The following is a 26,769-nucleotide window of genomic DNA, read 5'->3' as shown; positions in this document are numbered from 1 at the left end:
CATTATGAGTCTTCCGAAACTCGTCAGTTTTTGGACAGGTAAGTCTTATAGCATTGAGATACTGTCTATCTGGACTGCGATGTCCGGCTTGATCTGCTGCAGAGGAGAGGGGGATGTATTACCCTAACGAAACAACCCTGAACCCGTTCGTTAACCGTCGATTCCGTCCGGACGTGCTGATCTTGCTGCAACTGCCCTGTGGGCGAATGGCGCAGCGTGTTCGGCGGTTCTGTGGTTGCAACCGCGCTCCGTGATCGCCTGCTTCCTCGTTAGTCGGTGATCACCATCCCTGGTGAGAGCTACCGGCTTCGAGAAGCACGGCTCCGGCGCATTCCCTTCACTTGGCTACCGAGGAGACGGCATCGATGAATGCAGAACGGGCCCAGCTTGGCGCTGGCACTCCTTCCGAGACTTCCGAATCAGAAACCTCCGGACCAGGGTCCCCGGCCGCGGCGCAGTGGGTCGACGTCTTGACCGAGGCGGAGGCGTCCGCCGCCGACCCCGCCTCGTCGCAGGACCAGGTCCTGACGGGCCGGGCTGCCGAAGAGGGGCAGGGCGAAGACGAGAATCGGCAAGAGGCGGTAAGTCGAACGAGGGCTTGGCGGGAGGCGGGCGATATCGATGAGCCGCTGGATCTGTCGTCCCTGTCCCTGACCGCCTTGTCCGTCCCCCTCCCGCCCGAGCTCCGGCGCCTGAACGTCGACAACAATCAGCTGACCAGCCTGCCCGACCTTCCAGCCGATCTCCAGCGGCTCCGCGCCAGCAACAATCGGCTGACCAGCTTGCCCGACCTTCCGGCCGGGCTTCGGCGGCTCTACGCCATCGGCAACGGGCTGACCAGCCTGCCCGCAGACCTGCCGCTCGGGCTCCGGCGCTTGAGGGTCGACAACAATCAGCTGACCAGTCTGCCCGATAATCTTCCGGCAACGCTTCAGGAGCTCGACGTCAGCGGCAACCGGCTGACCAGTCTGCCCGACCTTCCAGCTGGGCTCCAGCGCCTGAACGTCGACAACAATCAGCTGACCAATCTGCCCGAGCCCCTCCCGGCTGAGCTCGAATGGCTCAGCGCTAGCCACAACCAGCTGACTAGCCTGCCCGAGACGATCCCCGCCGAGCTCCTATGGCTCGGCGCCAGCAACAACCAGCTGACCAGCGTGCCAGAGACCCTCCTGACGCAGCTGGGCCGTGAGTCCAGCGTTGATCTGGAGAATAATCCGCTGCCCGAGGGGGTACTGACTAACCTGGCGACAGCCATGCATGCCGGGGGCTATGCCGGCCCGCAGATCTTTTTGTCTGGGGCCGAGGGAGCGGTGCAAGTCGAGCCGCAGGCCCTGCACGAGGTTGTCGCGCACTGGCTCGAGGGCGACACTGAGACAGTGGCCGCCTGGCAGCGCTTCGCCCAAGAGCCAGGTGCTCAGGACTACGCACGCTTCCTCGACAGGCTCCGTGGCACGGTGAACTATGGCAATGACGCGTTCCGGCAGGCGGTGGCCGAAGATCTGCGGCAGGCGGCGGTCAGGCCGCGATTGCGCGAGCAGTACTTCGCCGCGGCGTTGGGAGCGAGCGATAGGTGCGAGGATCGCGTCACTTTGGCCTGGAACGGCATGCAGATCGCACGCCTGAACGCTGATGTCGAGGACGGAGTCTATGACGGGCGGCTCGACGAACTGCTTCAGCACGGCCGTGTGATGTTCCGCTTGAGGGCGCTGGACGGGATCGCGCGCGAGACGGTCAACTCGCTCCGCGGTGCCGACCCGGACGCCCGCATCGACGAGATTGAGGTCTATCTTGCCTACCAGACACAGCTGCGCGACCCCCTGGAGCTGCGGCACGTCGCCCCAGACATGCGCTTCTTGAATGTCTCTCACGTGACACAAGCCGACGTTGACTGGGCCGCGGGGGCGGTGCGGGACCAAGAGGCGACGGGATTCGCGGACTATCTGGCAAGGGGCTGGCAACCTTGGGATAGCGTGTTGAGACGCATCGCCCCCGAAGAACATGCAGCGATGCAGGAGCGGCTCATCGATGCGATGGGCGAGGAGTTTCAAACTCGCCTGAACCAGCGTCTTGCCGAGCATGGCCTGACAGGCGACCCCGATGCCGAGCGGGAGCTCGGAGCCCAGATCCGCAACGAAATCGCCAGCAGGATCAAGGGTGCGCTAACGCGCCAGGTGCTCGCAAGGTACGGCCTCGAGCTGTGAAGCGGCCGTTGATGCGAAGACTGTCAATTGCTGTTTGGCCGTCGCCGCGGTCGATTGCGCGATCGAGACGAGAGATTATGCCTGCCTGGCAGCTCCGCCGCCGCAGCAGCAAGCCGAGCTAGCCGACCGTGAGCCATCGCCACGCTCAAGAAGGACTGCAATGGCGGAAGGCCGTCGAGAAACGCCTGCAAGGGAGAGCTTGCTGCCGCCTATCGTGAGACCCAGTTCGATCACGAAATGATGAATTGGAATGACGTGGCCGGTAGAGGAGGGGCGGATTGCTCAACAGCAATACCTCATTCCAGCGCATCGAACGGTGTGAGAGCGAACTAAACGAATTCGCCGGCGGTTCTGATCTGCGCAGCAATTTAGCTGACGGACCTGGCCCGACCGCATTGACAATACTTGCGATCAACCAGCGCGCATTAGGGCCATGGAGCAAGACGGAGCCAAACTGGTCGTGCCGCGCACGTTACGCGAGACTCGAAAATCGGCTTATGCACTTGCGCTTGCTATTGTCCGAAAGCAAACGCGCCCGATGTGGGGAACCCGCCAAGCTGTTGCGAACGCGACATTGGGCCGCAAAACGTGTGAGCGTTCCTTTGCATCGCACTGGCCCAAATCCTGCACCGCGTTCACGGGCGAGGGCAAGAGAATTGGGAGGCGCGTTTGAGTCTCGATGTGAGAAACGATGAAGCGGTCGCTAGTCCACCGTCGGCGACCAACGTGGGCTGTCCGTTTCACACCGATAGAGTCCGCATCCAGCAGGGAGAACAGAAGACGCTGGTGCTAACCGGCGCGTCGCGCGGCATTGGTCACGCCACCGGAAAGCTGTTTTCGGAAGCGGGCTGGCGCATCATTTCTTGCGCGCGCCAACCGTTTGATGGCGGGCGCTGCCCGTGGGAGTCGGGGGCCGACAACCATGTCCAGGTCGACCTCAGCAACCATCGCATGCTGCCGCGCGCCATCGCCGAGATCAAGGAGCGCCTCGCAGGCGCGCCATTGCACGGCTTGATCAACAATGCCGGCATTTCACCGAAAACGCCGAATGGCGCACGACTGACGGCGTTGACGACGTCAGTCGAAACCTGGATGAAGGTGTTCCACGTCAATATGGTGGCGCCGATCCTGCTCGCGCAAGGCCTGTTTGACGAGCTAAAAGCAGCGTCAGGATCAATCGTTAACGTGACCTCAATCGCAGGGTCCCGGGTGCACCCGTTTGCCGGCTCCGCTTATGCGACCTCGAAAGCTGCGCTCGCGTGTCTCACGCGCGAAATGGCGCACGACTATGCACCGCATGGCATTCGCGTGAATGCGATCGCGCCCGGCGAGATCAAGACCGATATTTTGTCGCCGAACACGGAAGCGCGTCTTGTACCAAATATTCCGCTGCGCCGAGTGGGCACACCCGAAGAAGTCGCGAAGGTCATCTTCTTCCTATGCTCGGATGCGGCAAGTTATGTCACGGGCACCGAGGTGCCGATCAATGGCGGCCAACACCTCTGATCGACTGTAACTGCAAGAAACAAGTCGCAGCTGATTTGATCTACATCAATGGAATTCGTGTTCCCACGGAATGCGCGCGACGAGTTCGGAAGAGCAGAGAATAAGCAAGTCAAAGCACACTGTAAGTTTACCGTCGTGTCGCGATGCAGTTTTACCATCGTGCCATAATAAGAAGTTATCTCTTGCGTCATCCTAAAATGGGGGCGAGATCGAGGATGACATGCAACACAATATTCGCAAATCCGAACAGGACGACAGGGAGGATGGTCATAACAACGGAGACGTCGTCATGCTGCATATCCCTTCCGTACGCGAAAGGCCTAACTCAAACTCCGAGACGGACGACGCGCTCCCTGATGTGCCGTTGTACGAGAGCGCGATTATCGGGATCTTCGAAATATCGAAAGTACTCACCGCCCCCTGCCGGCTGGAAGTCACGCTGGCCAACGTCGTCGATCTTCTGCAATCGTTTGTGCAGATGCGGCACGGCATCGTCTCTCTGTTCCACGATGATGGCGTGCCGGACATTACCGTGGGCGCCGGCTGGAGCGAAGGCAGCGACGAGCGCTTCCGGATGCGCCTGCCGCAGAAGGTAATCGACGAGATCATGGCCTCGGACAAGCCGCTCGTCGCCGAAAACGTAGCAGTGCATCCGGCCTTTAGTGCTGCGGACAGAGAGGTGCTCGGCGCCTCCGACGACACGCGAGTATCGTTCATCGGCGTTCCCATTCGCATCGACGCGAATGTCGTGGGCACGCTGACGATCGACCGCATCCTGGACAACGCGTCGAGCGCCCGGCTCGATTACGACGTCCGGCTGCTAACAATGATCGCCAACCTAGCGGGGCAGACAGTGAAGCTGCATCGCCTGTTCGCGTGTGACCGCGAGCGGCTGATGGCGGAGAAGGACCGGCTGCAAAAGGAATTGACCGAGCTCAAACAGCCTGCGCGGGAGCGCAAGAAGGTTCATGTCGAGGGGATTATTGGCGACAGCCCGGCGCTGCGCAGGCTGCTCGAGAAGATCGCGGTCGTAGCCAAATCAAACAGTACGGTGCTGTTGCGCGGCGAGTCCGGTACCGGAAAGGAGCTGGTCGCTAAGGCCATTCACGAGCGGTCGGCGCGCGCCAAGCGGCCCTTCATAAAACTCAATTGCGCGGCGCTGCCTGAGACGGTACTGGAATCCGAATTGTTCGGTCATGAGAAGGGTGCCTTTACCAGCGCGTTCACTGCGCGCAAGGGCCGCTTTGAGCTTGCCGACAAGGGAACACTATTTTTGGACGAGATCGGCGAGATCTCGGCCTCATTCCAGGCAAAGCTGTTGCGCGTACTGCAGGAGCAGGAATTCGAGCGCGTCGGTGGCAACCAGACCATTAAGGTCGATGTTCGCGTGATCGCCGCCACGAATAAGAACCTGGAAGAGGCGGTGGCAAGGAACGAGTTCCGCGCCGACCTTTATTATCGCATCAGCGTGGTCCCTTTGCTGCTGCCGCCGTTGCGCGAAAGGCGCGGTGATATTCCGCTCCTCGCGACCGAGTTTCTCAGGAATTTCAACAGAGAGAACGGCCGCACGCTTACCTTCGATGCAAGCGCGGTTGAAGTACTGATGAACTGCGGTTTTCCCGGAAACGTCCGCGAGCTTGAGAATTGCGTGCAGCGGACCGCGACTCTGGCACCGGGACCATCGATCGTGAGAGACGACTTTGCCTGCTGCCACGGCCAGTGCCTTTCCGCGATGCTGTGGAAGAGCGGATCGGAGGAGATGGCGCTGCAGCCGCGGCCGGTCGTACCAGTGCACGCTAAGCCGGCCACGTCGCCGGCCGAGGCTGCTACATCGCTCCCGCCTTTCGGCAGCGAGCTCGCTCCGTTGGCGCCAGTCGGCGCAGCCCTCGTAGGTGGTACGAAGATGACAGATCGCGAGCGTGTCATCGCGGCAATGGAAAGATCCGGCTGGGTGCAGGCGAAGGCGGCGCGCCTGCTTGGACTTACGCCCCGCCAAATTGGCTACGCCCTGAGAAAATATGGCGTCGAGATCAAGCGCTTCTGACGGCAGTGTCGGACTTTGTTGTGTCGGGGCCGTGACTATCGCCGCTTAAGGCGAATAGCTGGAGGAACAAAATAGAGGCTTGATAGTTTGGCGCGGACTTCGACCCGATCAAGATCGGATGCGACCACCGCGTCAGCGCCGTCTCCGTCATGATCGAGAGCAGCCGCCCGACCACCGGCGATCCCATGCCCGCTACGCTCGTGCGAACGCCACGCTGTCATCGCGAATCCGTTGGCGATGTTGCCATCGACCATCAGCTCACGGCCGGATAGCGTCAGCGAGACCATCGGGTGGTGTTCGATCACGTTCAATTCGCTCGGCGACCGCTGCGCGATGCGGCGCCTGCGCTCGAAAGCGACCGCCATGTGCCTCGCGGTCGCAGGCGCCGCAAGCTTATTGCGGTGCTGATGCGAAGCATAGTCCCGTGCAAGTCGGCTCAGGGCTCCCGTGAGCGCAGCGGCCGCTGCGGAGACTCGGGATCGCGTATGGATCAACCCAAGCAAAGCGCATCTCGTCTTTGGGCCGCTCTCCTTTGATCCAATTAACGGCAGATCACGCCGCGCCAACCTGGCTGTCGTAGTCACGACGAATGTCGCAATTCCGTCGGCGAACGTCAGGCTACAGTGACATCAAGCATCCCAAAAGCCATTGCATCGCGGCCTGATTTTGAAAGTCGCGCAATGGTACGACACTTGCTGTTCTCTTCGCCAGCCGTTGCAACGTCTGGAGAAGCACATGCACAACGTCGTCTGCATCAAGCAGGTTCCCGACTCCGCGCAGATCCGCGTGCACCCCGTGACCAACACGATCATGCGTCAGGGCGTGCCGACCATCATTAATCCATACGACCTCTTCGCGCTCGAGGCCGCGTTGGAGCTGCGCGATAAGTTCGGCGGCGAGATCACCGTCCTTACAATGGGGCCGCCATCAGCCGAGGACTCATTACGCAAAGCGCTGACCTTTGGCGCCGATCGCGCCGTACTGCTCACCGACCGCTGCTTTGCGGGCGCCGATACGCTGGCAACGAGTTACGCGCTGGCGACCGCCATCCGCAAAATCGGCAAGGAATATGGCCCGCCGGATCTCATATTCACCGGTAAGCAGACCATCGACGGCGATACCGCGCAGGTTGGGCCCGGCGTCGCGAAGCGGCTCGGTGTGCTGCAGCTTACCTACGTCGCAAAGATCAGAGCCCTGGATCTCACCGCACGCACAATTGAAACGGAACGGCGCTCCGAAGGTGGCGTCCAGGTGCTCCGCACCAGGCTGCCGTGTCTGATTACCATGCTGGAGGCAACCAACCAGATACGCCGCGGCGCCATGGCCGACGCATTGCGTGCCGCCCGGGCGCCGATCGTGAAGTGGAGCGCGCAGGAGGCCGGTGTCGAGGACATCTCCAAATGCGGTCTCAAGGGCTCGCCGACCGTCGTCAAGCGTGTCTTCGCGCCGTCCGCGCGCGCTGAGAAGGCGGTGCTGGTAGAGACCGGCGAGCAGCCGGCGCAAGCATTGATCGATGCCATCTTCAAGCACCAGCCCAAGCTTGAAACCGACCTTGCGGCGCTAGCCCGCGATGCCTGATCTGAAGGGTCTTGGCGATGAGCGATGTGATGAGAGCTCCCGTGTTGCCCGCGGAACGGCGCGCCGTCAAGAAGGCGCAGCCGGGGGGCATTTCAGCGCTGACAAGCATGTCTTGGTCTTCATCGAACAGGAGCCCGGGCAGGTGCATCCAATTTCCTGGAAGCTGACGGGCGCGGGCCGCAAGCTCGCCGAGAAGCGGAAGCTTGATCTCGCGGCGGTCGTGATCGGTCCGGAGGGCGAGGCGACACGCAGCGCCGCGGTCGAATTCTTCTCCTACGCCGAGACCTTGTCCATCTCGTCGCCGACAACTTGCTCGCAGATTACCGCAGCCAGTCCTACAGCATGGCGTTGACCGATCTTGTCAACATCCGCAAGCCGGAGATCCTGCTGTTGCGAGCCACGATCTTGGGCCGTGATCTCGCCGCCTCGGGCGTCACCGCATTCACGCGAGCACGTCGCAGGCGAGCGCACGTTTTGAGGACATTCGCCACCAAGCAAAGGAGAGGCTCATGATCGAAGAGAGGTTCGATGCCATCGTGGTTGGCGCCGGAATGGCCGGCAACGCGGCGGCTCTGACCATGGCCAAGCGTGGCATGAAGGTACTGCAGCTCGAGCGCGGCGAATATTCCGGATCAAAGAACGTGCAGGCTGCCATGCTCGATGCGGACATCCTCGAACAGCTGACCCCAGATTTTCGCGAGGACGCGCCGCTCGAGCGCCGCCTTGTCGAGCAGCGCTTTTGGTTAATGGATAGCCGCTCCCATATCGGGCTGCGGTACCGCTTCAATCACTCCAACGACGAGCGACCGAACCGGTATATCGTTATCCGCGCGCTATTCGATAAATGGTTCTCGGGGAAGGTGAGGGAGGCCGGCGCCACCGTCTTGTACCAAACTACCGTTACGGAGCTGGCGCAGAACCGCCGCGGCCGCGTCATTGGGGTGCGTACCGACCGCCAGGATGGCATAATCCACGCCGATGTAGTGGTGCTCGCCGAGGGCTTCAATGGCTTGCTGGGGACGCGTGCGGGCTGGCGCGAGCGGCCAACGCCCGACCAAGTTGCGCTGCAGGTCAAGGAAATGCACCTTTTGCCGCGCGAGACCATCGAAGCCCGTTTCAATCTAAATCGCGACGAAGGGGTCGTGATCGAGGCCGCCGGCTCCATCTCGCGCGGCATGACAGGCATGGGTTTCATCTATGCGAATAGGGAGTGCATCTCAGTCGGCATCGGCTGCCTTCTCTCCGATCTCCAGCGAACGGGCGAAACGCCTTACGGGCTACTCAATCGCTTCAAGCGTCATCCGTCAGTGGTGTCGCTAATCAACGGCTCAGAGCTCAAGGAATATTCCGCGCACCTCATCCCGAAACGCGGCTACAACACCATACCCCAGCTCTACGGCAAGGGCTGGGTGGTGGTTGGGGATGCCGCCGAACTCAATAATACTAGCCATCGTGGGCATCTGAACGTTGCGATGATCTCTGGACGAATTGCCGCGGAAGCGATCTTCCGTGTGAAGTCGCGCGGCGGTCGCAGCACCTCGAATAGTTTTTCACTGTACAAGAAGATGCTGCATGAGTCGTATGAGGATCTGAAAAAGTACAAGGATATGCCGGCGCTGATGCACACGCAGCCGGACAACTTTCTCCTCACCCATCCCCAGCTCGTCTCGAAGGCGATCCTGAACTTCGCGCGCGTCGGTGGCAGGCCAAAGGCGGGGGAGGAGAAGCCGGACTCAAAACCCGTTGGCGATGTGTGGTCATGGACCGGACTCTTCGGCGATGGGTTCCGCTTGCCGCGCGCCTGGCGCTGAATTAGCACTAGCTTAAGCGAAAACATGGACGCCAGAAACATGAACTTCGAGCGTTCGGTGGTACGCTATCCGGCGTAGGCCGCAGGCTGATTGGATTAGTCGAGCGACCAGCGCCAGCCAAGCGGATCTTCTTTGTGCATCCGGACGAACTCGATCAGGTTTTCGATTCCGAAGTCGGTGAAGTCCATGGCGCCGTGTTCGCCGGCGCCATAGACCCAGACGACGCCGTCCTCGGGATTTGGTCACTCCGGCCCCTGAAACCGGGAGGCCTTATTTCGGAAATAGTCTCGGTTGCAAACGCTTTCTCCGCATATTGATCGACAGAAACGATGATCGGTTGGACGTGCGGGTGGCAGGCGTCGAAGCGCGGCCGGGTACTCCTGGTACGGCGGCGCCGCGACAAGCTTTGGATGTTTCCTCGCGGACGCTGGCGCGGCCGCGAAACGGCGGAGCAGTGCCTTGGCGCGAGATCAAGGCTCTATGCGGTATGTCGCGTCGCAGGATTTAGGCCAGCGCGAGGCGGCGAGTTGTCGCGGGTTTGTGTGCAACGTCGTGTTCGCAACATGTTGGCGGATACTAAACAAGTGCGGGCTTTGGCTTTCGGAGAGAAAGAACGCGCGGCGCTTCGTTTTGCATCCAGCTGCCCGTGCGCGGAAGCATCAGGCGATTGGCCCGGCGTTTGCTCCCTTGTTTGCCAACGGCGTGCGGCTCTCTGCTTTGTCAGTCGTGCGCTGCAGAATGTGGATCTCTATGCGACCAAAGGCGATGCCATGAAGAATTGGAGTTCGGTGACAACCAAGGTGCTAGGCACGGCAACTATTGCAATGGCCTTGATGACGCCCACCGCGCTGGCGGTCGAACACAAAGTCGAATACAAAAAGGATAATAGCAGCAATCCCAGCCTCCGAGACGTTCCTGAAAGCAGGAGCGTTCTTGCCCAGATCGCAGTCGCTTCGGAGCGACCTGCAAGCTTCACGCTTGCGAACGGCCTGCAGGTGGTAGTAATCCCCGATCACCGCACGCCCGTCGTGACGCAGATGATCTGGTATAAGGTCGGTTCCGCCGACGAAACGCCGGGCAAGTCGGGGCTTGCGCATTTCCTCGAACACCTAATGTTCAAGGGCACGGCCAATCATCCGGCGGGTGCCTTCTCCCAGACTTTGCTGCGCGTTGGCGGCGACGAGAACGCCTTCACCTCGATGGACTACACCAGCTATTACCAACGCGTGCCTCGCGAGCAGCTGACGAAGATGATGGAATTCGAGGCCGACCGGATGACCGGTCTCGTTCTCCAAGATGAGAACGTGCTGTCCGAGCGCGATGTTGTGCTCGAAGAATTCAACATGCGCGTCGCCAACAATCCCGATGCGCGGCTCACCGAGCAGATGATGGCGGCGCTTTACCTGAACCACCCCTACGGCCGCCCCATTATCGGCTGGCGCCAGGAGCTCGAGAAGCTCGACCGCGAGGACGCGCTCGCCTTCTATAAGCGCTTCTACGCTCCGAATAATGCGATCCTGATCATCGCCGGCGACGTCGATCCCAATGAAATCCGCCCGATGGTGGAGAAGAATTTTGGCGACATTCCCGCACAGCCTTCGATCCCTGCAAAACGCCTGCGGCCACAGGAGCCGACGGCGGCGGCCCCGCGCACGGTGACATTGTCCGATCCGCGCGTCGAGCAGCCGACTCTGCACCGCTACTATCTCGTGCCGTCGGCTTCAACTGCGGCCGCCGGCAAGAGTCCTGCGCTGGACGTGCTCGCGCAATTGATGGGCGGCGGTGCCAACTCCCATCTCTATCGTTCGCTGGCGATCGACAAGCAGCTAGCCATCAGCACCGGCGCGAGCTACCAGAGCACCTCGCTCGATTCCTCGCAATTCATGATTTGGGCCACGCCGAAGCCCGGCGTCGAGTTCTCCCAGCTCGAGGACGCCATCGGCAAGGTGATCGCCGATCTCGCGCAAAACCCCGCGCGCGCCGAGGACCTTGAACGCGTCAAGACCCAGCTGATCGCAAGCGCGATCTACTCCCAGGACAATCAGGTAATGCTTGCGGTCCGGTATGGCGGCGCGCTCACCACGGGGCTCAGCGTCGACGACATCCGGAGCTGGCCGGATCGCATCCGCGCCGTCACCGCCGAGCAGGTGCGCGAGGCCGCGCAGAAATGGCTCGACAAGAAACGTTCGGTGACCGGTTACTTGATCAAGGATGTTGCGCCCAAAAGCGAGGAGAAGCGCTCGTGACCTATTTTCTGACACGGCGTTCGGTTCTGATCGGCGGCAGTGCGCTCGCGCTGACGACGATGCTCGCTTCGCGGCCGTCGCAGGCCGCAATCAAGATCCAGCGCCTAGTCTCGCCCGGCGGCATCGAAGCCTGGTTCGTGCAGGACGCCACCGTCCCGCTGATCGCGATGGAATATGCCTTCGGCGGCGGCGCCACCCAGGACCCCGCCGACAAGCCCGGCGTCGGTCACCTGGTCGCCGGCCTGCTCGACGAGGGCTCTGGCGACCTCGATTCCAAGACCTTTCACGAGCGGCTTGACCGTCGCGCCATTGAGCTGAGCTTTCATTCGACCCGCGACCAGTTCGGCGGCTCCTTGCGCATGCTCAAGGACAACAAGGACGATGCCTTCGACCTGCTGCGGATGGCGCTGACCTCGCCGCATTTCGACGGGCCGGACGTCGAGCGGATCCGCGCGCACGTGCTCTCGAGCTTGCAGCGCCAGTCCACCGACCCGAGCTCGCTCGCCAATCGCAAGTTCCTCGAGGTGGCCTTCGACGGCCATCCTTACGGGCGGCAATCTCATGGTACGCTGGACAGCGTGCCGAAAATCGACATAGCCGATCTCAAGGACTATGTCCGCCGAGTGATCGCGAAGGACACGCTCAAGATCGCCGTCGTCGGCGATGTCGATCCGGAGGCCCTCGGCAAATTGCTCGACAAGACCTTTGGCAGCCTGCCGGCCAAGGCGGAGTTGACACAGGTAGCCGATGTGGTCGCGGCAAAGCCACCGCAGCTCGTTGTCGTTCCGCTGGACGTGCCGCAGACGGTCGTGACATTCGGCGGCCCCGGCGTCCGCCGCAGCGAGCCGGATTTCATGGCGGCCTATGTCGTCAACCACATCCTCGGCGGCGGCGGTCTGTCATCGCGGCTGTTCCGCGAAGTCCGCGAGAAGCGCGGGCTCGCCTATTCCGTCCATGAGACGCTTTTGTGGATGGATCATTCCGCCCTGTTCGTCGGCAATACCGCCACCCGCGCCGATCGGGCCGGCGAGACGGTGGAAGAGATCGAAAAGCAGGTCCGTCGCATGGTTGAGGAAGGCCCGACCCAGCAGGAACTCGATGATGCCAAGTCGTACCTGAAGGGCTCGCAGATGCTGGCGCTCGATACCTCGTCAAAGCTTGCGCGGGCGCTGCTGCAGTATCAGCTCGACAAGCTGCCGATCGACTATATCGAGAAGCACAGCGCGCTCGTCGATGCGGTGACGCTGGAGGATGCCAAGAAGGCGGCGCAGCGGCTGTGGGGCCAGGGTCTGCTCACTGTCATCGTCGGCCGCTCCCCACTGGCCGCAGCCCGGTCGACCACCGCGCCATTGGGCGCGACGCCGCCGCCAGCGGCAGGGCAGCCAGGCGCCACGCCATCCGCCGCAACGCCGGCAACACCCAATTAGCTTTGTGTTCGGGAAGTGACTTTCGGTACGCGCTAAGGACAAGCTGTCCTACAGCCGTTATTTGCGGACGCCCGACCTGCCTACATCAAGGGGCGGCCTCACGAAAGTCCGTCACTGCAGTCGCTCCTGCTGAATGCTGTTGCCACGCCGCTACGGGTCGAACACCAAGGCCGAGACTGCCGCTGACGGTCGCATCGAATGCGGCCCTCCCGGGTCACCGGCGAACCGCGCCCGCGACATCGAATGGAGCTAGCGACACGGCCGCTATGGCGAGCTATTCAAGTTTCGGTGACGATTGGGCAGCTGCCATGGCGCCTAACAAGGATCTTCGTTGGTTCGATCCATCTGGCCGCGCACTCCAATCCCGCTCCCCCCCTCGCGCCGTTGCGGCTACTGAAGCTAAAAAGATGTTTAGCCCAACTTTTCGCAGAAATTGGTCAATGTGCTTACTCGGGAGCTGTTTGGCCGCTCTGCTGAACTGCTGGAGTGGTATGATCGGGCATTTTGTCATCGTTCGCCCGAACGGGAAGCGAAGAGGAGCGAACCGCTACGAATATGTTTGCCAGTTCAGCTGCCATCGCAACCACTGTGCTCTGCATTGTCGGCATGGCCACGTGGCTCTTCAATAAGCAGGCGAGGTTGAGAGAGTTGGCCGAGTTGAAAAAGAAGCTCCATGATCTTAAGCCCTCTCACCTGAACACGGCGCAGTTAGGGTACACTTCGATGTCATAGAGCATGAAGTTTTTCTCATTTCGGTTCTGGATCAAGCGACCATAGCGGGAGCGCCCATCACACTGGCGATGACTACGCTGTGACATTCTGGTGGTGCCGGAAATCACAACTGATCATGTCTAAGAACTAGATCGAATACAGCTATTTTAATCTCGTCGTCGAGCCGCACCTTTCGTTAATGAAGAGTCCGGCCGTACTCCCGCCCTGCCAGCAACGAATGCTGGCAGGGGCACCGAAGACAAGGAGCACGCGATGTCACAGAAGCTCGACGCTTCGCCCGGTCAGCGGTTCGGACCGCCGGCTAGTGCGGTGTGGCTTGCACGCCTAAAACGCTGTTGGGCCGCTCAGGCCGTGACGGCTTCGCAACTCTCGACGGCTTGGCGGTCCCGGGATAGACGGTGAGTGCCGCGATGATGCCGAGCACGGCTGCAAACATCAGCCAAAAGCCGGGTGAAGCCTTATCATCGGTCCGGTCGATCAGCCAAGTCGAGGCCAGTGGCGTAAAGGTGCCGAACAAGGCGGCCGCGAGTGCGAAGGCCAGGGAGAAGCAGGTTGTGCGCACATGCTTCGGCACGATCTCGACAAGAGCGCCCAGCATAGTGCCGCTATAGATGCCGAAGTAGAACGAGAACATCATAGCGACCACGAGCATCTTGCCGAAAGTAGGGGAGCTTACCAGCCAGTGCAATGCCGGATAGGCGGTCACTAACGCAAGGCCGGCAATTGCTAGCAGAACCGGCTTGCGGCCGATTCGGTCAGAGACGGCGCCGCCAATTGGGTTCCATATAAAGTTCGTCACGGCGACCAAAAGCGTCACCAAAAGCGCGTCCTGGGAGGACAGCTTCAACACGTTCTTGCCGAATGTGGGCGTGTAAACGGTGACGAAATAAAAGGTCGTTGTGGTCAGGATCGCCATCATCATGCCGAGGATGACGATGCGCCAGTTGGCGAGTGCCGAGGCAAAGACCTCGCGAGCCATGGGATGCTTCTTCATCGCTAGAAATTCCGGCGTTTCCTCCAGGGTGCGGCGGAGGAAAAAGATAAGCGGAATGATTAGGCAGCCGAGAAAGAACGGGATGCGCCAGCCCCAGGCGGCTACTGTTTCGACCGTCATCGATTCGTTCAGCACATAGCCCACAATCGCCGCGACAAAGATCGCGACCTGCTGGCTGGAGGACTGGAACGAAGTGTAAAAACCGCGCTTGCCTGGGGTTGCGATCTCCGACAGGTAGACCGAAACGCCGCCGACTTCGACGCCGGCGGAAAAGCCCTGCAGCAGCCGGCCGAGCAGCACGATAACGGGTGCGGCAATGCCAATTGTCTCGTAACTGGGACAGAAGGCGATGATTACGGTGCCGATTGCCATGATTGAGAGCGTGACGATCAGGCCTTGCCGACGGCCTATTTTGTCAATATAGGCTCCGAGCACGATCGCGCCGACCGGACGCATCAAGGCGCCCAGCCAGAACACGCCGAACGTGTTGAGCAGCGAAGCGGTTTCGCTCTCAGACGGGAAGAACGCCTTCCCAATGGCGCTGGCGTAAAAGCCGAACAGAAAAAAATCGAACTGCTCGAGGAAATTGCCGCTCGTCGCACGCAAAATCGCGCCGATGCGCGATTTGACCGTTGGTGCGTGCGGGATGAATGTTTGTGACACCGTGAGTTTCCTCCCCGTCTGAAATGGCCGGTTGCGGAAAACCTCACGCCAGCCCAACTGCAATTCAGGCCGGGAATCTGCCATCATGGACACTACCGACCAGCCGGAAAGCGCCTCATCTTTTCGGCATATTTTCGGCGACTGGCGGACTGTTGCACAGGTTTTCAGGGTCTTTTTTGCATGTTCAGCGAGGAGCCAATCGCGGAGCAATCGGACCTTGACCGATCTTTCGCGACAACATCCATCCGCCGGCAGCGCCATCTTCAGGGCTGCACGGGTAGGAACGAGAACGACCGTGAGTCGAATTGCAACATCCGCATCCATACCGCGGGATGCGACGCGAGCCTGCGAAAGGACGTCGTGCAGATAGGTCGCGCCGAGATTCTTGTAAATCCAAAGACAAGCTCGTGATCCCGATCGGCGGCCTCGAGCGCTCGCATATCACCGCGATCTCCGCGCTCGCCTCCGGCGACGCGCTGACGACATCGACGCGCGTGCAGACCGGGCAAATTCATGGTTCACTACGTTCCAACCAGAAACGTATGGTGTTGGATCGTAGATGCGAATGCGATAGGATCGATCCCTGGCGCCGATACTGAGCACCCCGCCCAAGCCGTGCGGTATCATTGCCTGCGCAAGCGCTACACGAGCAGGATCGTGCCTTGAGGTTATAGCCAATTCCGCATCTCACTGCGCTCCTCTATTCAAGGAATGAAGTCTCGGTAAATGGTCGCGCATTGTTGACAAGGATCGCAACCCTCCCGAGCTGCTCGGCCGCATCGGTGGCAACCTGCTGGACTTCGGCGGCAGCAAAAGGCGGCCGCCGCATGTCCCCGCCGAATGGCCCTGACGACTTGCCGCGCAGCTTCGAATTGGACCGACAGTCGATGGCCACATGCGGCTCCGAGCCGCGCGAATTCACGCGCGAGCTCCTCCCGGACGTAAGGAAGAACCGCTGACGAGGGCGAGCTTTCCGATGAAGCCCAGCCGGCCAAACTCATGGTTTGATGCGTTCCGTCCAGACCGACACTGTCTTGGATCTATCGAGATACTTCTCGTAGAGTTCGTTGAGCATTTCCTTGCCGACCACAGCCAATTCAGCTTGATAGGCCGCGCGATCCGTCACCTCAATGCGCTCGACATAATCCCACGGGCCGCCCGATAGGCCAGCTCCGGTTTCGGTGATGCGGTGCGTACAATAGTTGACGATAGTTTTCATTTTGGCAGCGGTGACATAGTCCACCTCACGTTCGAAGCGTTCATAGTCTGCCGCGCTGACACCCGGCTTTAATGCGGCAAATACAAATCGGACAACAGCCATAATTCATCCTTCTCCTTGTTGTGACGGACCAGAAATCAAGCGACCAGCTCTGAGCCAAGATGACAGGCGACGAATAGCCCGGCCGCGAGCTCCTTCAAGAGCGGTCTTTCTGCTCAGATGGGAAGAACGCCCGCGCAGCCTGCATCCGGGCGCGAAATCGACAGAGCTTGGGATTTCGCCGGCTAACGTGAAGTCGTCTCGCTTTGCGTCGCTATCGGGCACGGAACGGCGACCGGTCAGGCTCGCGTAATGGTGCAAGCGCGTCGGGAACAAATCGCGTGTGTCAGACATCTCCACGACGCTGCCGAGATACGTCACTGCAAAGCCGCTCGCGAGGTACTTCACCGCGCGACATCGTGCCAAAGCCCCTGCTGGGCGAACGATAGCGGCACCCATGAAGCATGCTGCAAGCTTCAATCGGCGGGACCGCATTCCAAAGTGCAGCGTCTATGGCATTGATTTGGATTGATCGAGCGAATTTCATCTGAACTCCGAGACCGTCTCTGCGAGACGGCCGTGGTCGTAGTGTATCCCCATCAATCTCCCAGCAATCAGCGTGCCAAAAAAAACATTGTGCGAGCTTGGGCTGCAGAGGGGCAAAACCATGTGCTTGGCGAGGCGCCGGTGGAATACTTGCGTCTTCCTGTCGGGTTCCGCACATAGCGGTCTTCAGGACACGGCTGAACACGACAACACGCAGGCACGATGGAGGCTATTTGATGCAGTACAAGCAGGGACTTATCGGAGAACCCCGAAGCGCCGCGTCGGGGAGAGCGGTCCCTCAGCTCACCGGCCATTTCTCGCAGCGGTTCCTGACCATCTCCATCGGTCTAGAGTCCCTCTACGAGATATCGTCATACGGAGCCGACACCTTGCTAGCGTCGAGCAGGCAATTGAGCTTAACGGGGCGGCGAGACAAGCGAACGATGGAGATGTCCGGCGAGAGGCTCACCGCGGTTTCGCTTTCCGGGCAATGATCAACACGTACTGGACGAACGGTGCTGCGCGTTTCTCTTCGGCCATCTGCGTCTGAACTTTAGCGGGATAACCTCGCGAAGCCTGAGCCGGCCCGCCTCCCTCGTTCCGCCCTTTATCACGGTGAGAGGCGTTCCTCCTTCAGCCGGCCAGAGCGCCGGTGTTCTCAATTGCAGTCTTCAAAAATCGTGCTCGATCGAAGCCAAGCTGCGGGCGGATCGGCCGGCGCGAAGCGCGATGCAATTGTTGCGGGCGTCACACTTGATCAGCGCGATCCGCAAGGCAGCCGATCAATCGCCGCAATCCCTCAAACGCCGTATCGGAGACCCAACACACGTCGTAAGGTCAACGGCCGCGTCTCGAAAAGCATAACATCATCAATTCGCTGGTGCTGGCATGCTAATTGCCTGCCTGTGGCTCAACAAATAAGTGGCAAGGCATGATAATCTGACGGACAGCGCCACGTTAGCTTGCCACCCACATTTTCAAGCGGGACGACGATATCGTTCAAATGCAGCGGCTGGCGGAGGTTGATTCTACGTGTGCGGGATTGTCGGCATTGTGGGACGCGCGCCGGTCGCGGACCAACTCGTCGCTTCGCTGAAGCGACTGGATTATCGCGGCTATGACTCTTCGGGCGTTGCGACGCTGGAAGGCGATCACTTCGATCGGCGGCGCTCCGAGGGCAAGCTGAAAAACCTTGAGAACCGGCTGCGCGCCGAGCCGCTGTGGGGCCATATCGGGATCGGCCACAGCCGCTGGGGCACCCGCGGCAAGCCGACCGAGAGTAACGCTCATCCGCATATGACCGATAACGTAGCCGTGGTCCACAACGGCATTATTGAGAATCTCCGCGAGCTGCGTGCCGAATTGGAACAGCAGGGCGCCCAATTCACCTCCGAAACCACCGAGATGGTCGCTCATCTCGTCGAATCCTATCTGACGAAAGGCTACTCACCCTCGGAAGCGGTGAAAGCGTCGCTGCCGAAATTGCGTGGCGCGTTCGCGCTGGCCATCCTGTTCAAGGGCCATGACGATCTCATGATCGGCGCCCGAAAGGGCTCGCCGCTTGCGATCGGTCAGGGGGATGGCCAGATGTATCTGGGCTCGGATGCGATTGCGCTTGCACCGTTCACCGACACCATCACCTATCTCGCGGACGGCGATTGGGCCGTGCTCACCCGCAAGACCGGCGTGATCTTTAATGCGCAAGGCGCCGTTGCCCATCGCGAGGTGGTGAAATCAGGGGGCTCGTCATTCCTGGTCAACAAGGCGAATTATCCTCACTTCATGGCCAAGGAAATTCACGAGCAGCCGGAAGTGGTGGGCCATACACTCCGGCGATATGTCGACATGGCCGCCGAGCGGATCGCGTTGCCGCAGAGACTGCCATTCGACTTCAACGACATTGGCCGCATATTGATCACGGGTTGCGGCAGCTCGAGTTATGCTGGCTATGTCGCCAAATATTGGTTCGAGCGTCTAGCCCGCGTCCCAGTCGAGCTCGATGTCGCCTCCGAATTCCGCTACCGCGAGGCGCCGTTGCGCAAAGGCGATCTTGCCATCTTCATCTCGCAATCGGGCGAGACGGCCGACACGCTGGCCGCGCTCCGCTACGCCAAGGCGCAAGGGCTCCATACGCTCTCGGTCGTCAACGTGCCTACCTCGGCCATTGCGCGTGAGAGCGAGACCATGCTGCAGACGCTGGCCGGGCCCCAAGTCGTCGTCGCCTCGACCAGAGCGTTCACCTGTCAGCTGATGGTGCTCGCCGCGCTCGCGGTCGCCGCCGGCAAGTCGCGCGGTGAATTGTCCGACGCCGACGAGACCAGGCTCGTGCAAAGGTTGATCGAGGTTCCGAGGCTGATGGCGACCGCGCTCGCCACCGAGCCACAAATCGAAAAGCTCGCGCGCGACATGGCGAAATGTCGCAACGTGGTCTATCTCGGCCGCGGCACCTCGTTCCCGCTGGCGCTGGAAGGGGCGCTGAAGCTGAAGGAAATCTCTTGTGTCCATGCCGAAGGCTATGCCGCCGGCGAGCTCAAGCACGGCCCGATTGCGTTGATCGATGAGACCATGCCTGTGGTCGTCATCGCGCCCTATGACGGGGTGTTCGAAAAGACCGTCTCAAACATGCAGGAAGTTGCAGCAAGAGGCGGTAATATCATCCTGATGACCGATGCAAAGGGCGCGAGGGAGGCGATCGTAGACCCGCTCGTGACCATCGTGCTGCCAGACATGCCGGCAACCTTTACTCCGATGGTCTATGACATTCCGATGCAGCTTTTAGCCTATCACACCGCGGTGGTGATGGGCACCAACGTGAATCAGCCGCACAATCTCGCTAAATCGGCGACCGTAGAATAGGCGGGCTTAGATAGATGTCACTGGAACAGGTTTTATTTTGTTTGATACAGTGGGGATGGTATTTCAGCGCCGCAAATGGCTGCATGCTCACCTGATCCGGGTTCGATACGCTCTGACCAGACCGATACTGGATTGGATTTGTCGAGATACTTCTCGTAAAATTCGTCGATCAGTCCCTTGCCGCCAACGGCAAGTTCAGCTTCATAGGCTGCACGGTCACCTCAATGCGGTCGACGTAGTGCCAGGGTCCGCCCGATAGGCAAACTCCGGTTTTCGTAATGCGGTGCGTGCGATAGCTCACGATAATAATTTGGAGGTGACATAGTCTACCTCGCGCTCGAAGCGTTCATAGTCTGCCGCACTGACACCAGGCTTCAATGCGGCAAACTCAAATCGGACAATCGCCATGATGGATCGTAACTCTTTGTTATGGTGGACCTGACGTCAAGGGGAGAGCTCTGAGACGAGGTGACAGGCGACGAATCGCCCCGGCGCGATCTCCTTCAACGGTGGTTTTTCTGCGCAGATAGGTTTGGCCAGTGGACAACGCCCGCGCAGCCTGCATCCGGTCGCGACATCAATGGGGCTTGGAATTTCGCCTGCCAACGTGAAGTCGTCCCGCCTTGCGTCGGGATCGGGCACCGGAACGGCCGCCAATAACGCTCGCGTGTAGGGGTGCAAGGGCTTCGCGAACAGATCGCGTGTGTCCGATAATTCAACGATGCTGCCGAGATACATTACTGCAACGCGGCTCGCGAGGTACTTCACCGTGGCCAGATCGTGCGAAATGAAGAGGTAGGATAGCCCGAGATGTTCGCGCAGCTTCTCCAGCAAGAGAATCGCTCGCGACCGCAACGAGACGTCGAGTGCGGACGTCGGTTCGTCGAGAACAACAAAGCGAGGATTTGTCGCGATCGCTCGGGCAATATTCACACGCTGGCGTTGGCCGCCCGAAAGCTCGTGGGGATACCTGTCCAAAAGATCGCGGCCAAGACCCACCTCCTGCATGAGCTCTTCGACCCGTGCGCGGCGTTCCTTTGCGTCAAATTTGGTATGAAGCGTGAGCGCCTCCTCGACCATGCTTCTCACCGAAAGCCTGGGATTGAGGGAGGCGGTGGGATCCTGGAACACCATTTGGATGTCCCGGCGGAATGGCCTCATTGTCTGCGCGTCAAGCGTCGCGATCTCCTTGCCGGCATAGCGGACAGATCCCGCCGTCGGTTTCAGTAACCGTACCAGGCAACGCGCGACGGTCGATTTGCCACAGCCTGACTCACCTACCAGTCCGAGGGTTTCGCCGGCCTCTACGTCGAAGGAGACGGAATCGACCGCACGCAACACAGGCTCGTCTCGACCACGTAGCCGCGCGAGCGTGCCGCTAATCCCGCCCAGCGGAAAGTGCATCTGCAGATCACGAATCTCAACAAGTGCCACGACGTTCCTCAAATCCATAACATGCTACAACATGGCCGGGAGCGGCCTCGACCATCGGGGGCCGCGAAACGCGACAGCGATCCATCGCCCACTCACAACGCCCTGCATAACGGCACCCACTTGGCGGGTTGACCAAAGAAGGAACCGAGCCCGGTATCGGCTCAAGAACGACATCGCGATCTACCCTCGGGATCGATCGGACGAGCGCTTTCGTGTATGGATGAGCCGGATTATGAAACAGCTCCCGCACCGGCGCGCATTCAACGACCTGGCCCGCATGCATGACGGCAACGCGGTCGCAGATATCGGCAACAACGCCCAGGTCGTGCGTAACGAGCATGATGGCAGCTCCCGTCTTAGCGCTCAATTCACGCAACAGATCGAGAATCTTAGCCGCGATCGACACGTCGAGACCAGTGGTGGGCTCGTCTGCGAGCAGAAGCTGAGGTGAGGTTGCAAGCGCCATCGCGATCATGACGCGTTGACACATTCCCCCCGAGAGCTGATGCGGGTATTGGTTGGCCCGCTTCTCTGGTGCTGGAATGCGCACCAGGCGCAGCATCTCCAGCATCCTCTTCTCGGCCTCTCGCGTCGACAAACCTGCGTGGACCATCAGCAAGCGCGAAATCTGCCTTCCAACGGTCAGGAGCGGATTAAGCGCGGTGCGCGGCGTTTGCGAGACCATCGCGATCTTCGCGCCGCGCATTCGGCGCATCTGCTCCTCAGGAAGCGAGCCAAGATCAATGCCGTCGAAGTGGACGCTTCCTGAAACCACACGCCCTGGCGGGCGGATCAGGCGCAGGATGGCGAAAGACGTCACCGACTTCCCAGACCCGGACTCACCGACCAGTCCAAGAATCTCTCCTCGGCGAATCGTCAGGTTAATGTGATCGACGGCTTCAATCGCGCCTTGATTGATCTGAAAATGAACCGTCAGATCCGAGATCTCAAGCATTTCGGTCATCTCAGCCCCCTCATGCGCGGGTCCAGCAAATCACGCAGTCCATCACCGATAAGGTTGAATGCGAGAACGGAAACCATGATCGCCAGACCAGGAAACAGGAAGAGCCACCATTCTCCTGTGACGATCTGTGAGGCGCCTTCAGCTGTCATAACGCCCCATTCGCTTTGCGGAGGCTGAATTCCGAGCCCGATAAAGGATAGCGACGCCATTGTCAGAAGCGCGAAACCCGTCGAGAGGGTGGCCTGTACGATCAGCGGCGGAAGGCAGTTGGGCAGCAAGTGAATCAACACGATCCTCCAGGTTGGATTACCGAGAGTGCGTGCTGCATCGGCATACTCCATTTCGCGAAGCCGAAGCATCTCTCCACGCGTGAGCCGCAAGTATGCCGGGATTTGGGTGATCGAGATAGCAATCGCGACATTGGTGATGGAATTGCCAAGGCCAGCTGTGATGCCCATGGCCAATACGAACGCTGGAAAGGCCATCAGAGCGTCGACTACGCGCATCGCGAGAGTATCAGCCCAACCTCGGCTATAGCCCACGACCGCTCCAAGCAACCCTCCGATTGTGACAGCAATCAATGTTGCCGCAAAGGCAACCAGCAGGTCAACGCGTGCGGCGAAAATGATTCGCGAGAGTTGATCCCGGCCGAACTCGTCAGTGCCAAGCGGATGATGCCAGGAGGGCGGCTGCAGGGAAGCTGCGGGATCGGTGGCATCGGGCGCGTAGGGCGCCACGATTGGCGCGAGTATCGCAGCCGCTGCGATCAGCACGATCACGCAGAGTGCCGCAAACGAAACTGGATTTCGCTGAAGCCGCTGCCATACCAAAGACGAAGCCACTGGTTTGGAAATCGAGGAGGACACAGACAACGATGAAGACATCAGCTGAACCTTATCCGGGGATCGATGAGGCCGTACGCAATATCAACCGCTAGATTGACCATGACACACGTTACGGCGACAAAGAGGATGAATGACTGGATCGGAGCCGAATCCTTCGTGAGCAGTGCGGTCACCGCGTAGTTGCCGATACCTGGCCATGAGAACACGCTCTCCACGACCGCATTTCCGGCCATCAGGAATCCAAAAACGATTCCGGAAATCGTGATGACCGGTATCAGCGCATTTCGCAGGGCATCCCTGTAGATGACCGTGCGCCGCGGCAATCCGGCCGCCCACGCCGCCTTAATGTAATCGGACTCGAGGATCTCAAGCATGGTGGACCGCACCATGCGAGCGACTGGCGCGATCGCGCTGAGCCCTAGGGTCCCCGCAGGGAGCATGAGCTGATGCAGGCTTGATCGCAGGGTGGTCCAGTTTCCGGTAATCAGGGAGTCGATCACATAGAGCCCTGTGACGTGTGCGGGAGGTTCGATGCCGGATCCCAGCCGTCCAAGAGGTGAGGGGGCCAAATCGAGCATGTAAAAGAAGACGTAAACGAACAACAGCCCGGTCAAGAAGCTCGGCATCGCGACCCCCATGATGCCGACGACTCGTCCGATATGGTCTACCAAGGTGTCGCGATGCACCGCAGATAAGACGCCAAGAGGCAATCCGATCACGATCGCGATGAGAAGGCTCGCCAGATTGAGCTCGAGAGTGGCGGGCAGGCGCTGCAGAAAGTCCTGCGAGACCGGCCGTCCCGTCGACGCGCTCTCGCCAAGATCGCCTTTGAAGATGCCGGAGACGTACCGGTAGTACTGCTCTGGAAACGGACGATCCAATCCCATTTGGCGTTCCATCTCGGCGAGATGTTCTGGCGTGGCAAAGGGGCCCGCCTTCACCATGGCTGGATTGCCGGGAAGCAAATACGTGAGGGTGAAGCAGATCACGCTGACGCCGAACAATGTCGGCAGAGCCAGCGCAAACCGTCGCGCCACATAATTGAAAAAAACCATTGGAACGCTCTCCCGATTGAGAATTGATGCTCAGGCGAGCTTCATGCTGAAAAAGCGCTCATAACTATCCCACCGCTTTTCAATGCCAACGAGGTCGGATCGCATGACGCGGGTCCAGTTCTCGTACCAGAGGTGCCCCCAGACAGCGTCGCCGATGATAATCTCCTGCAGGCGTTTTGCTGCTGCGAGGCGCTTGCCAATGTCGGTTTCGTGCATGTTCTCATCGATCAGCTTGTCTACTTCCGGATTGGAATAGAATGAGGTGTTGGTGCCTTTTGCTGTGCTGTGGAAGTTGAAAAACAGGTGATAAAAGGGATCGTTGATCCAAGACTGCCACGACTCGATCGAAAGCTGGTGTTCGCCTTTGGTCGCGATCTGGCGGAAGGTGGCCTCGGTTTCCTTGACGATGCTCACTTTGAAGCCGATCTTCTCCAGCTCGGTCTGGAGCCAGATCGAAGCCTGCTCGTGCGGTTGCCATCCAGCGCGTACCGCAAGGTCAATCGCAACCGGCTCCTTGCCAAAGCCCGCCTCGCGCATCAACTCCTTGGCCTTTGTGATGTCGTACTTGTAGGGGCTAATCGTGCTATCGTAACCGGGCGTCAAACTCGGCACAGGGCTCTTCATCTCGGTACCATAGCCATACAGCACGCTCGGGATGATGGCCTGAACCGGGATCGCGTAATTGATGGCCTGACGCACTTTGACGTTGTTAAGCGGCGCCTTCTGCGTGTTCATGCAAAGCCAGTGACACAGGGTGTCCGGCACGGAGACGGTCTTCAAACCTGGCTCGGCCGCGAGACTCTTCACATTGCGCGGAGACAGGGTTGATCTGCCGACCACCATGTCGATGGCCTTGCGTTTGAGCAGCAGCACGCGATCGGCTTCGTTCGGCACATATTTGAAGACCACCCGATCGAAATAGGGCCGACCACGCCAGTGATCAGCCTGCGCTTCCAGGACGACCTCGACCCCGGGCTGGTTCTTCACCAGCTGATAGGGTCCGAGCCCAGCGGTGTTTCGCTTCAACCAATTGGCAGCCCAGGGATCTTCCGCGGTCCCATTCGTCTTGACCTCATCCGGATCAAGCAGCGCGTTGTTCATGAGCGCCATCGTGTCCAGCGCCATCGGACTTGGCGAGGGCATGTTGATCTCGATCGTAAACTCGTCACGCACCTTGAAGTGCTCGGGGTGCGTTACGCCCAGAAGCCGCGGAAACAGGATGCGCATATAGCCCGGCGACTGCAGCCCGCGGTCGAGGAGATACTTCACAGTCGTTGCGTTGACATCGCGACCGCTCGGTAATTTCACGCCTTTGCGGATGTTCAGCACTAGCGTGGCGCCACCATTTTCGAAAGACCAGGACTGGGCGATGCCGCCCTCGATCTCGCCCGGCTTTGCTTGCGACACTCCCGGCTTTCCCGCGACCGGCTGCACCCTCCACATCAGCGGACTGTCGTAAACATTGGCTTGCACAGTGTAGCCTGCCGACGTCTTGAACGAGGCCGGATCGAGCGTGTCGATATCGGCATCCCAGGCGACTGTCAGCGTTCGCTTTTCTTGCGCGGCAGCCGAACGGGCCGTGCCGGTGAAGGCGAGGGTCGCGACGCTGGTTGCGGCAAGCTTCAAGAAATCCCGACGGCGCGTGCTTCTCATCTCAATTCCCCTCCCGACGTTGCGCGAAGATTTGCCGGTCATCCGGTGCGCGATGCTTGCATTATTGTCATCGTCCTGTTATTGTCAACTCAGTTTCAATATACGAAACACGGTGATTATAAAGTGGGCGCAATCGAGAACGCTGCTGAAGTACTTAGACTTTTTGGGCCTAGCAGGCTCGAAGTGTCGGTGACAGACGTCTCCCAGCTGCTAAAGATGCCTAAAAGTTCAGCATCTCGACTGCTGAAAACGATGTTGCAAGAGGGGTTGCTGTCGCGCTCGGAGAACCCGCCGCGCTACAAGGTCGGAAATCTGCTTTTTGAGATTTCGCGCCTCTACAAGCTGAATTCTTCGTTGATTGATGCGGTCGATGAGGCCGTGAGAGAGATCAGCCGAGAGACCGGGCATACGGGGTATGTCTCGATCCTTGATGGCGCGGATGTTTTGGTCATTCGGATGTATCAGGGGTCTCACGCCTTGCGCGTGTTTACGCCGCTTGGCCAGCGCGCCCCCGCATTTGCGACTGCCATTGGGCGCAGCCTGCTCGCGCGGTTTTCGGATAATGTCGTGCGCTCGCTTCATGCAGAAGGCGTCGCTCCGCCTTCGCCGCGCGCGCCTCAAAATGTCGATGAGCTGGTGGCAGCTCTTGACCAGCCGCGTCGGTTCGGCTGGGCCGAGGCCGTCGATGAGGCGATCCCCGGAGTTGGTTCGATCTCCGTGAGTGTCTCCGATCCGGAGCTCGGCGAGACGGTAGGTTTCTGTATTTCCTATCCCGCCTCGCACCTGAGCGACGAGGAGAGGAGTCGCATGATCACGCTGCTTACGACTGCTGCCCAGCGTATCGCGCACCGCTTCGGGGACCATTTCCTCGCTCAGCGGGCGCAGCGCGCGTTGGGCGGGGGTGGGGCTGCCGCGTGAACTTGTTTTATCGCTGCAAGTGGTGCGGCTTGGAGGCA

Annotated in this window: 19 protein-coding genes and 1 pseudogene; 10 read left to right on the top strand and 10 right to left on the bottom strand. The window is 60.0% G+C overall.

Annotated features, from left to right (window positions below; translation table 11 throughout):
* The first annotated feature begins 365 nt into the window (after nt 1-365).
* The 3 genes from J6524_RS09715 to nifA all read left to right on the top strand — a co-directional run bounded on the left by J6524_RS09715 (nt 366) and on the right by nifA (nt 5,751).
* Nucleotides 366-2,201: an NEL-type E3 ubiquitin ligase domain-containing protein gene (locus J6524_RS09715; RefSeq protein WP_225670123.1), complete on the top strand. Its 1,836-nt coding sequence runs from the start codon at nt 366-368 to the stop codon at nt 2,199-2,201.
* A gap of 726 nt (nt 2,202-2,927) precedes the next feature.
* A complete protein-coding gene (locus tag J6524_RS09710; RefSeq protein ID WP_225670234.1) occupies nt 2,928-3,707 on the top strand; it encodes an SDR family NAD(P)-dependent oxidoreductase in 780 nt (259 codons plus the stop codon).
* A gap of 220 nt (nt 3,708-3,927) precedes the next feature.
* Nucleotides 3,928-5,751, top strand: a complete 1,824-nt coding sequence (nifA, locus tag J6524_RS09705; protein WP_225670122.1) for a nif-specific transcriptional activator NifA — start codon at nt 3,928-3,930, stop codon at nt 5,749-5,751.
* A 35-nt stretch (nt 5,752-5,786) separates the two neighbouring features.
* On the opposite strand, the gene J6524_RS09700 is transcribed toward nifA, so the two are convergent.
* Complete coding sequence (locus J6524_RS09700; protein ID WP_225670121.1) at nt 5,787-6,116, bottom strand: hypothetical protein; 330 nt, start codon at nt 6,114-6,116, stop codon at nt 5,787-5,789.
* 370 nt (nt 6,117-6,486) lie between these two features.
* Here J6524_RS09700 and J6524_RS09695 point away from each other — a divergent pair, with 370 nt between their 5' ends.
* From J6524_RS09695 to J6524_RS09675, 5 genes and pseudogenes are all read left to right on the top strand, one after another.
* Nucleotides 6,487-7,329, top strand: coding sequence for an electron transfer flavoprotein subunit beta/FixA family protein (locus J6524_RS09695; protein WP_225670120.1), 843 nt, complete (start codon nt 6,487-6,489; stop codon nt 7,327-7,329).
* Nucleotides 7,330-7,346: 17 nt separating this feature from the next.
* Nucleotides 7,347-7,767, top strand: a pseudogene (locus J6524_RS09690) (electron transfer flavoprotein subunit alpha); the annotation flags it as partial.
* A 71-nt stretch (nt 7,768-7,838) separates the two neighbouring features.
* Entirely contained in the window at nt 7,839-9,140 is a 1,302-nt protein-coding gene (locus J6524_RS09685) for an FAD-binding protein (RefSeq protein WP_225670119.1), read from the top strand.
* 770 nt (nt 9,141-9,910) lie between these two features.
* Entirely contained in the window at nt 9,911-11,386 is a 1,476-nt protein-coding gene (locus tag J6524_RS09680) for a M16 family metallopeptidase (RefSeq protein WP_225670118.1), read from the top strand.
* Nucleotides 11,383-12,813 (top strand): M16 family metallopeptidase, encoded by a 1,431-nt coding sequence (locus tag J6524_RS09675; RefSeq protein WP_376711995.1) that lies wholly within the window; start codon nt 11,383-11,385, stop codon nt 12,811-12,813. The genes J6524_RS09680 and J6524_RS09675 overlap by 4 nt, the downstream gene beginning before the upstream one ends.
* 1,033 nt (nt 12,814-13,846) lie before the next feature.
* Here J6524_RS09675 and J6524_RS09670 read toward each other — a convergent pair.
* The 3 genes from J6524_RS09670 to J6524_RS09660 all read right to left on the bottom strand — a co-directional run bounded on the left by J6524_RS09670 (nt 13,847) and on the right by J6524_RS09660 (nt 16,523).
* Entirely contained in the window at nt 13,847-15,463 is a 1,617-nt protein-coding gene (locus J6524_RS09670) for an MFS transporter (RefSeq protein ID WP_249789368.1), read from the bottom strand.
* Between the two features lie 439 nt (nt 15,464-15,902).
* Nucleotides 15,903-16,124 (bottom strand): Rossmann-fold NAD(P)-binding domain-containing protein, encoded by a 222-nt coding sequence (locus tag J6524_RS09665; protein ID WP_225670117.1) that lies wholly within the window; start codon nt 16,122-16,124, stop codon nt 15,903-15,905.
* Nucleotides 16,125-16,199: 75 nt separating this feature from the next.
* Nucleotides 16,200-16,523, bottom strand: a complete 324-nt coding sequence (locus J6524_RS09660; RefSeq protein WP_225670116.1) for a RedY/HapK family protein — start codon at nt 16,521-16,523, stop codon at nt 16,200-16,202.
* 1,515 nt (nt 16,524-18,038) lie between these two features.
* Here J6524_RS09660 and glmS point away from each other — a divergent pair.
* Nucleotides 18,039-19,862 carry a glutamine--fructose-6-phosphate transaminase (isomerizing) gene (glmS, locus tag J6524_RS09655; RefSeq protein WP_225670115.1) on the top strand — a complete coding sequence of 608 codons (1,824 nt, stop codon included), beginning with the start codon at nt 18,039-18,041 and terminating at the stop codon, nt 19,860-19,862.
* 297 nt (nt 19,863-20,159) lie between these two features.
* Here the strand turns inward: glmS and J6524_RS38255 are convergent, their stop codons facing one another.
* Genes J6524_RS38255 through J6524_RS09630 form a run of 6 tightly spaced genes read right to left on the bottom strand, consistent with a single transcriptional unit; the run spans nt 20,160 to nt 25,813 of the window.
* Nucleotides 20,160-20,270 (bottom strand): RedY/HapK family protein, encoded by a 111-nt coding sequence (locus J6524_RS38255; RefSeq protein WP_512699561.1) that lies wholly within the window; start codon nt 20,268-20,270, stop codon nt 20,160-20,162.
* A 36-nt stretch (nt 20,271-20,306) separates the two neighbouring features.
* Nucleotides 20,307-21,296: an ABC transporter ATP-binding protein gene (locus J6524_RS09650; RefSeq protein ID WP_312002368.1), complete on the bottom strand. Its 990-nt coding sequence runs from the start codon at nt 21,294-21,296 to the stop codon at nt 20,307-20,309.
* Nucleotides 21,283-22,260 (bottom strand): ABC transporter ATP-binding protein, encoded by a 978-nt coding sequence (locus J6524_RS09645; protein WP_225670114.1) that lies wholly within the window; start codon nt 22,258-22,260, stop codon nt 21,283-21,285. Before J6524_RS09645 ends, J6524_RS09650 begins: the two co-directional genes overlap by 14 nt.
* On the bottom strand, nt 22,257-23,144 hold the full coding sequence (locus J6524_RS09640; protein ID WP_225670113.1) for an ABC transporter permease: 888 nt from the start codon (nt 23,142-23,144) through the stop codon (nt 22,257-22,259). Before J6524_RS09640 ends, J6524_RS09645 begins: the two co-directional genes overlap by 4 nt.
* Nucleotides 23,144-24,160, bottom strand: a complete 1,017-nt coding sequence (locus J6524_RS09635; protein ID WP_225670112.1) for an ABC transporter permease — start codon at nt 24,158-24,160, stop codon at nt 23,144-23,146. Before J6524_RS09635 ends, J6524_RS09640 begins: the two co-directional genes overlap by 1 nt.
* A 30-nt stretch (nt 24,161-24,190) precedes the next feature.
* Nucleotides 24,191-25,813: an ABC transporter substrate-binding protein gene (locus J6524_RS09630; RefSeq protein ID WP_225670111.1), complete on the bottom strand. Its 1,623-nt coding sequence runs from the start codon at nt 25,811-25,813 to the stop codon at nt 24,191-24,193.
* A 45-nt stretch (nt 25,814-25,858) separates the two neighbouring features.
* Between J6524_RS09630 and J6524_RS09625 the strand changes: the two genes are divergently transcribed.
* Nucleotides 25,859-26,731, top strand: coding sequence for an IclR family transcriptional regulator (locus J6524_RS09625; protein ID WP_312002367.1), 873 nt, complete (start codon nt 25,859-25,861; stop codon nt 26,729-26,731).
* Nucleotides 26,732-26,769 lie beyond the last annotated feature (38 nt).

Origin of the sequence: Bradyrhizobium hereditatis, from assembly GCF_020329435.1 — a bacterium.
In the GTDB taxonomy this organism is placed as follows: Bacteria; Pseudomonadota; Alphaproteobacteria; order Rhizobiales; family Xanthobacteraceae; genus Bradyrhizobium; species Bradyrhizobium hereditatis.
Note: the sequence above shows the minus strand (reverse complement) of the source record. Positions and strands in the feature narration are given on the sequence as shown.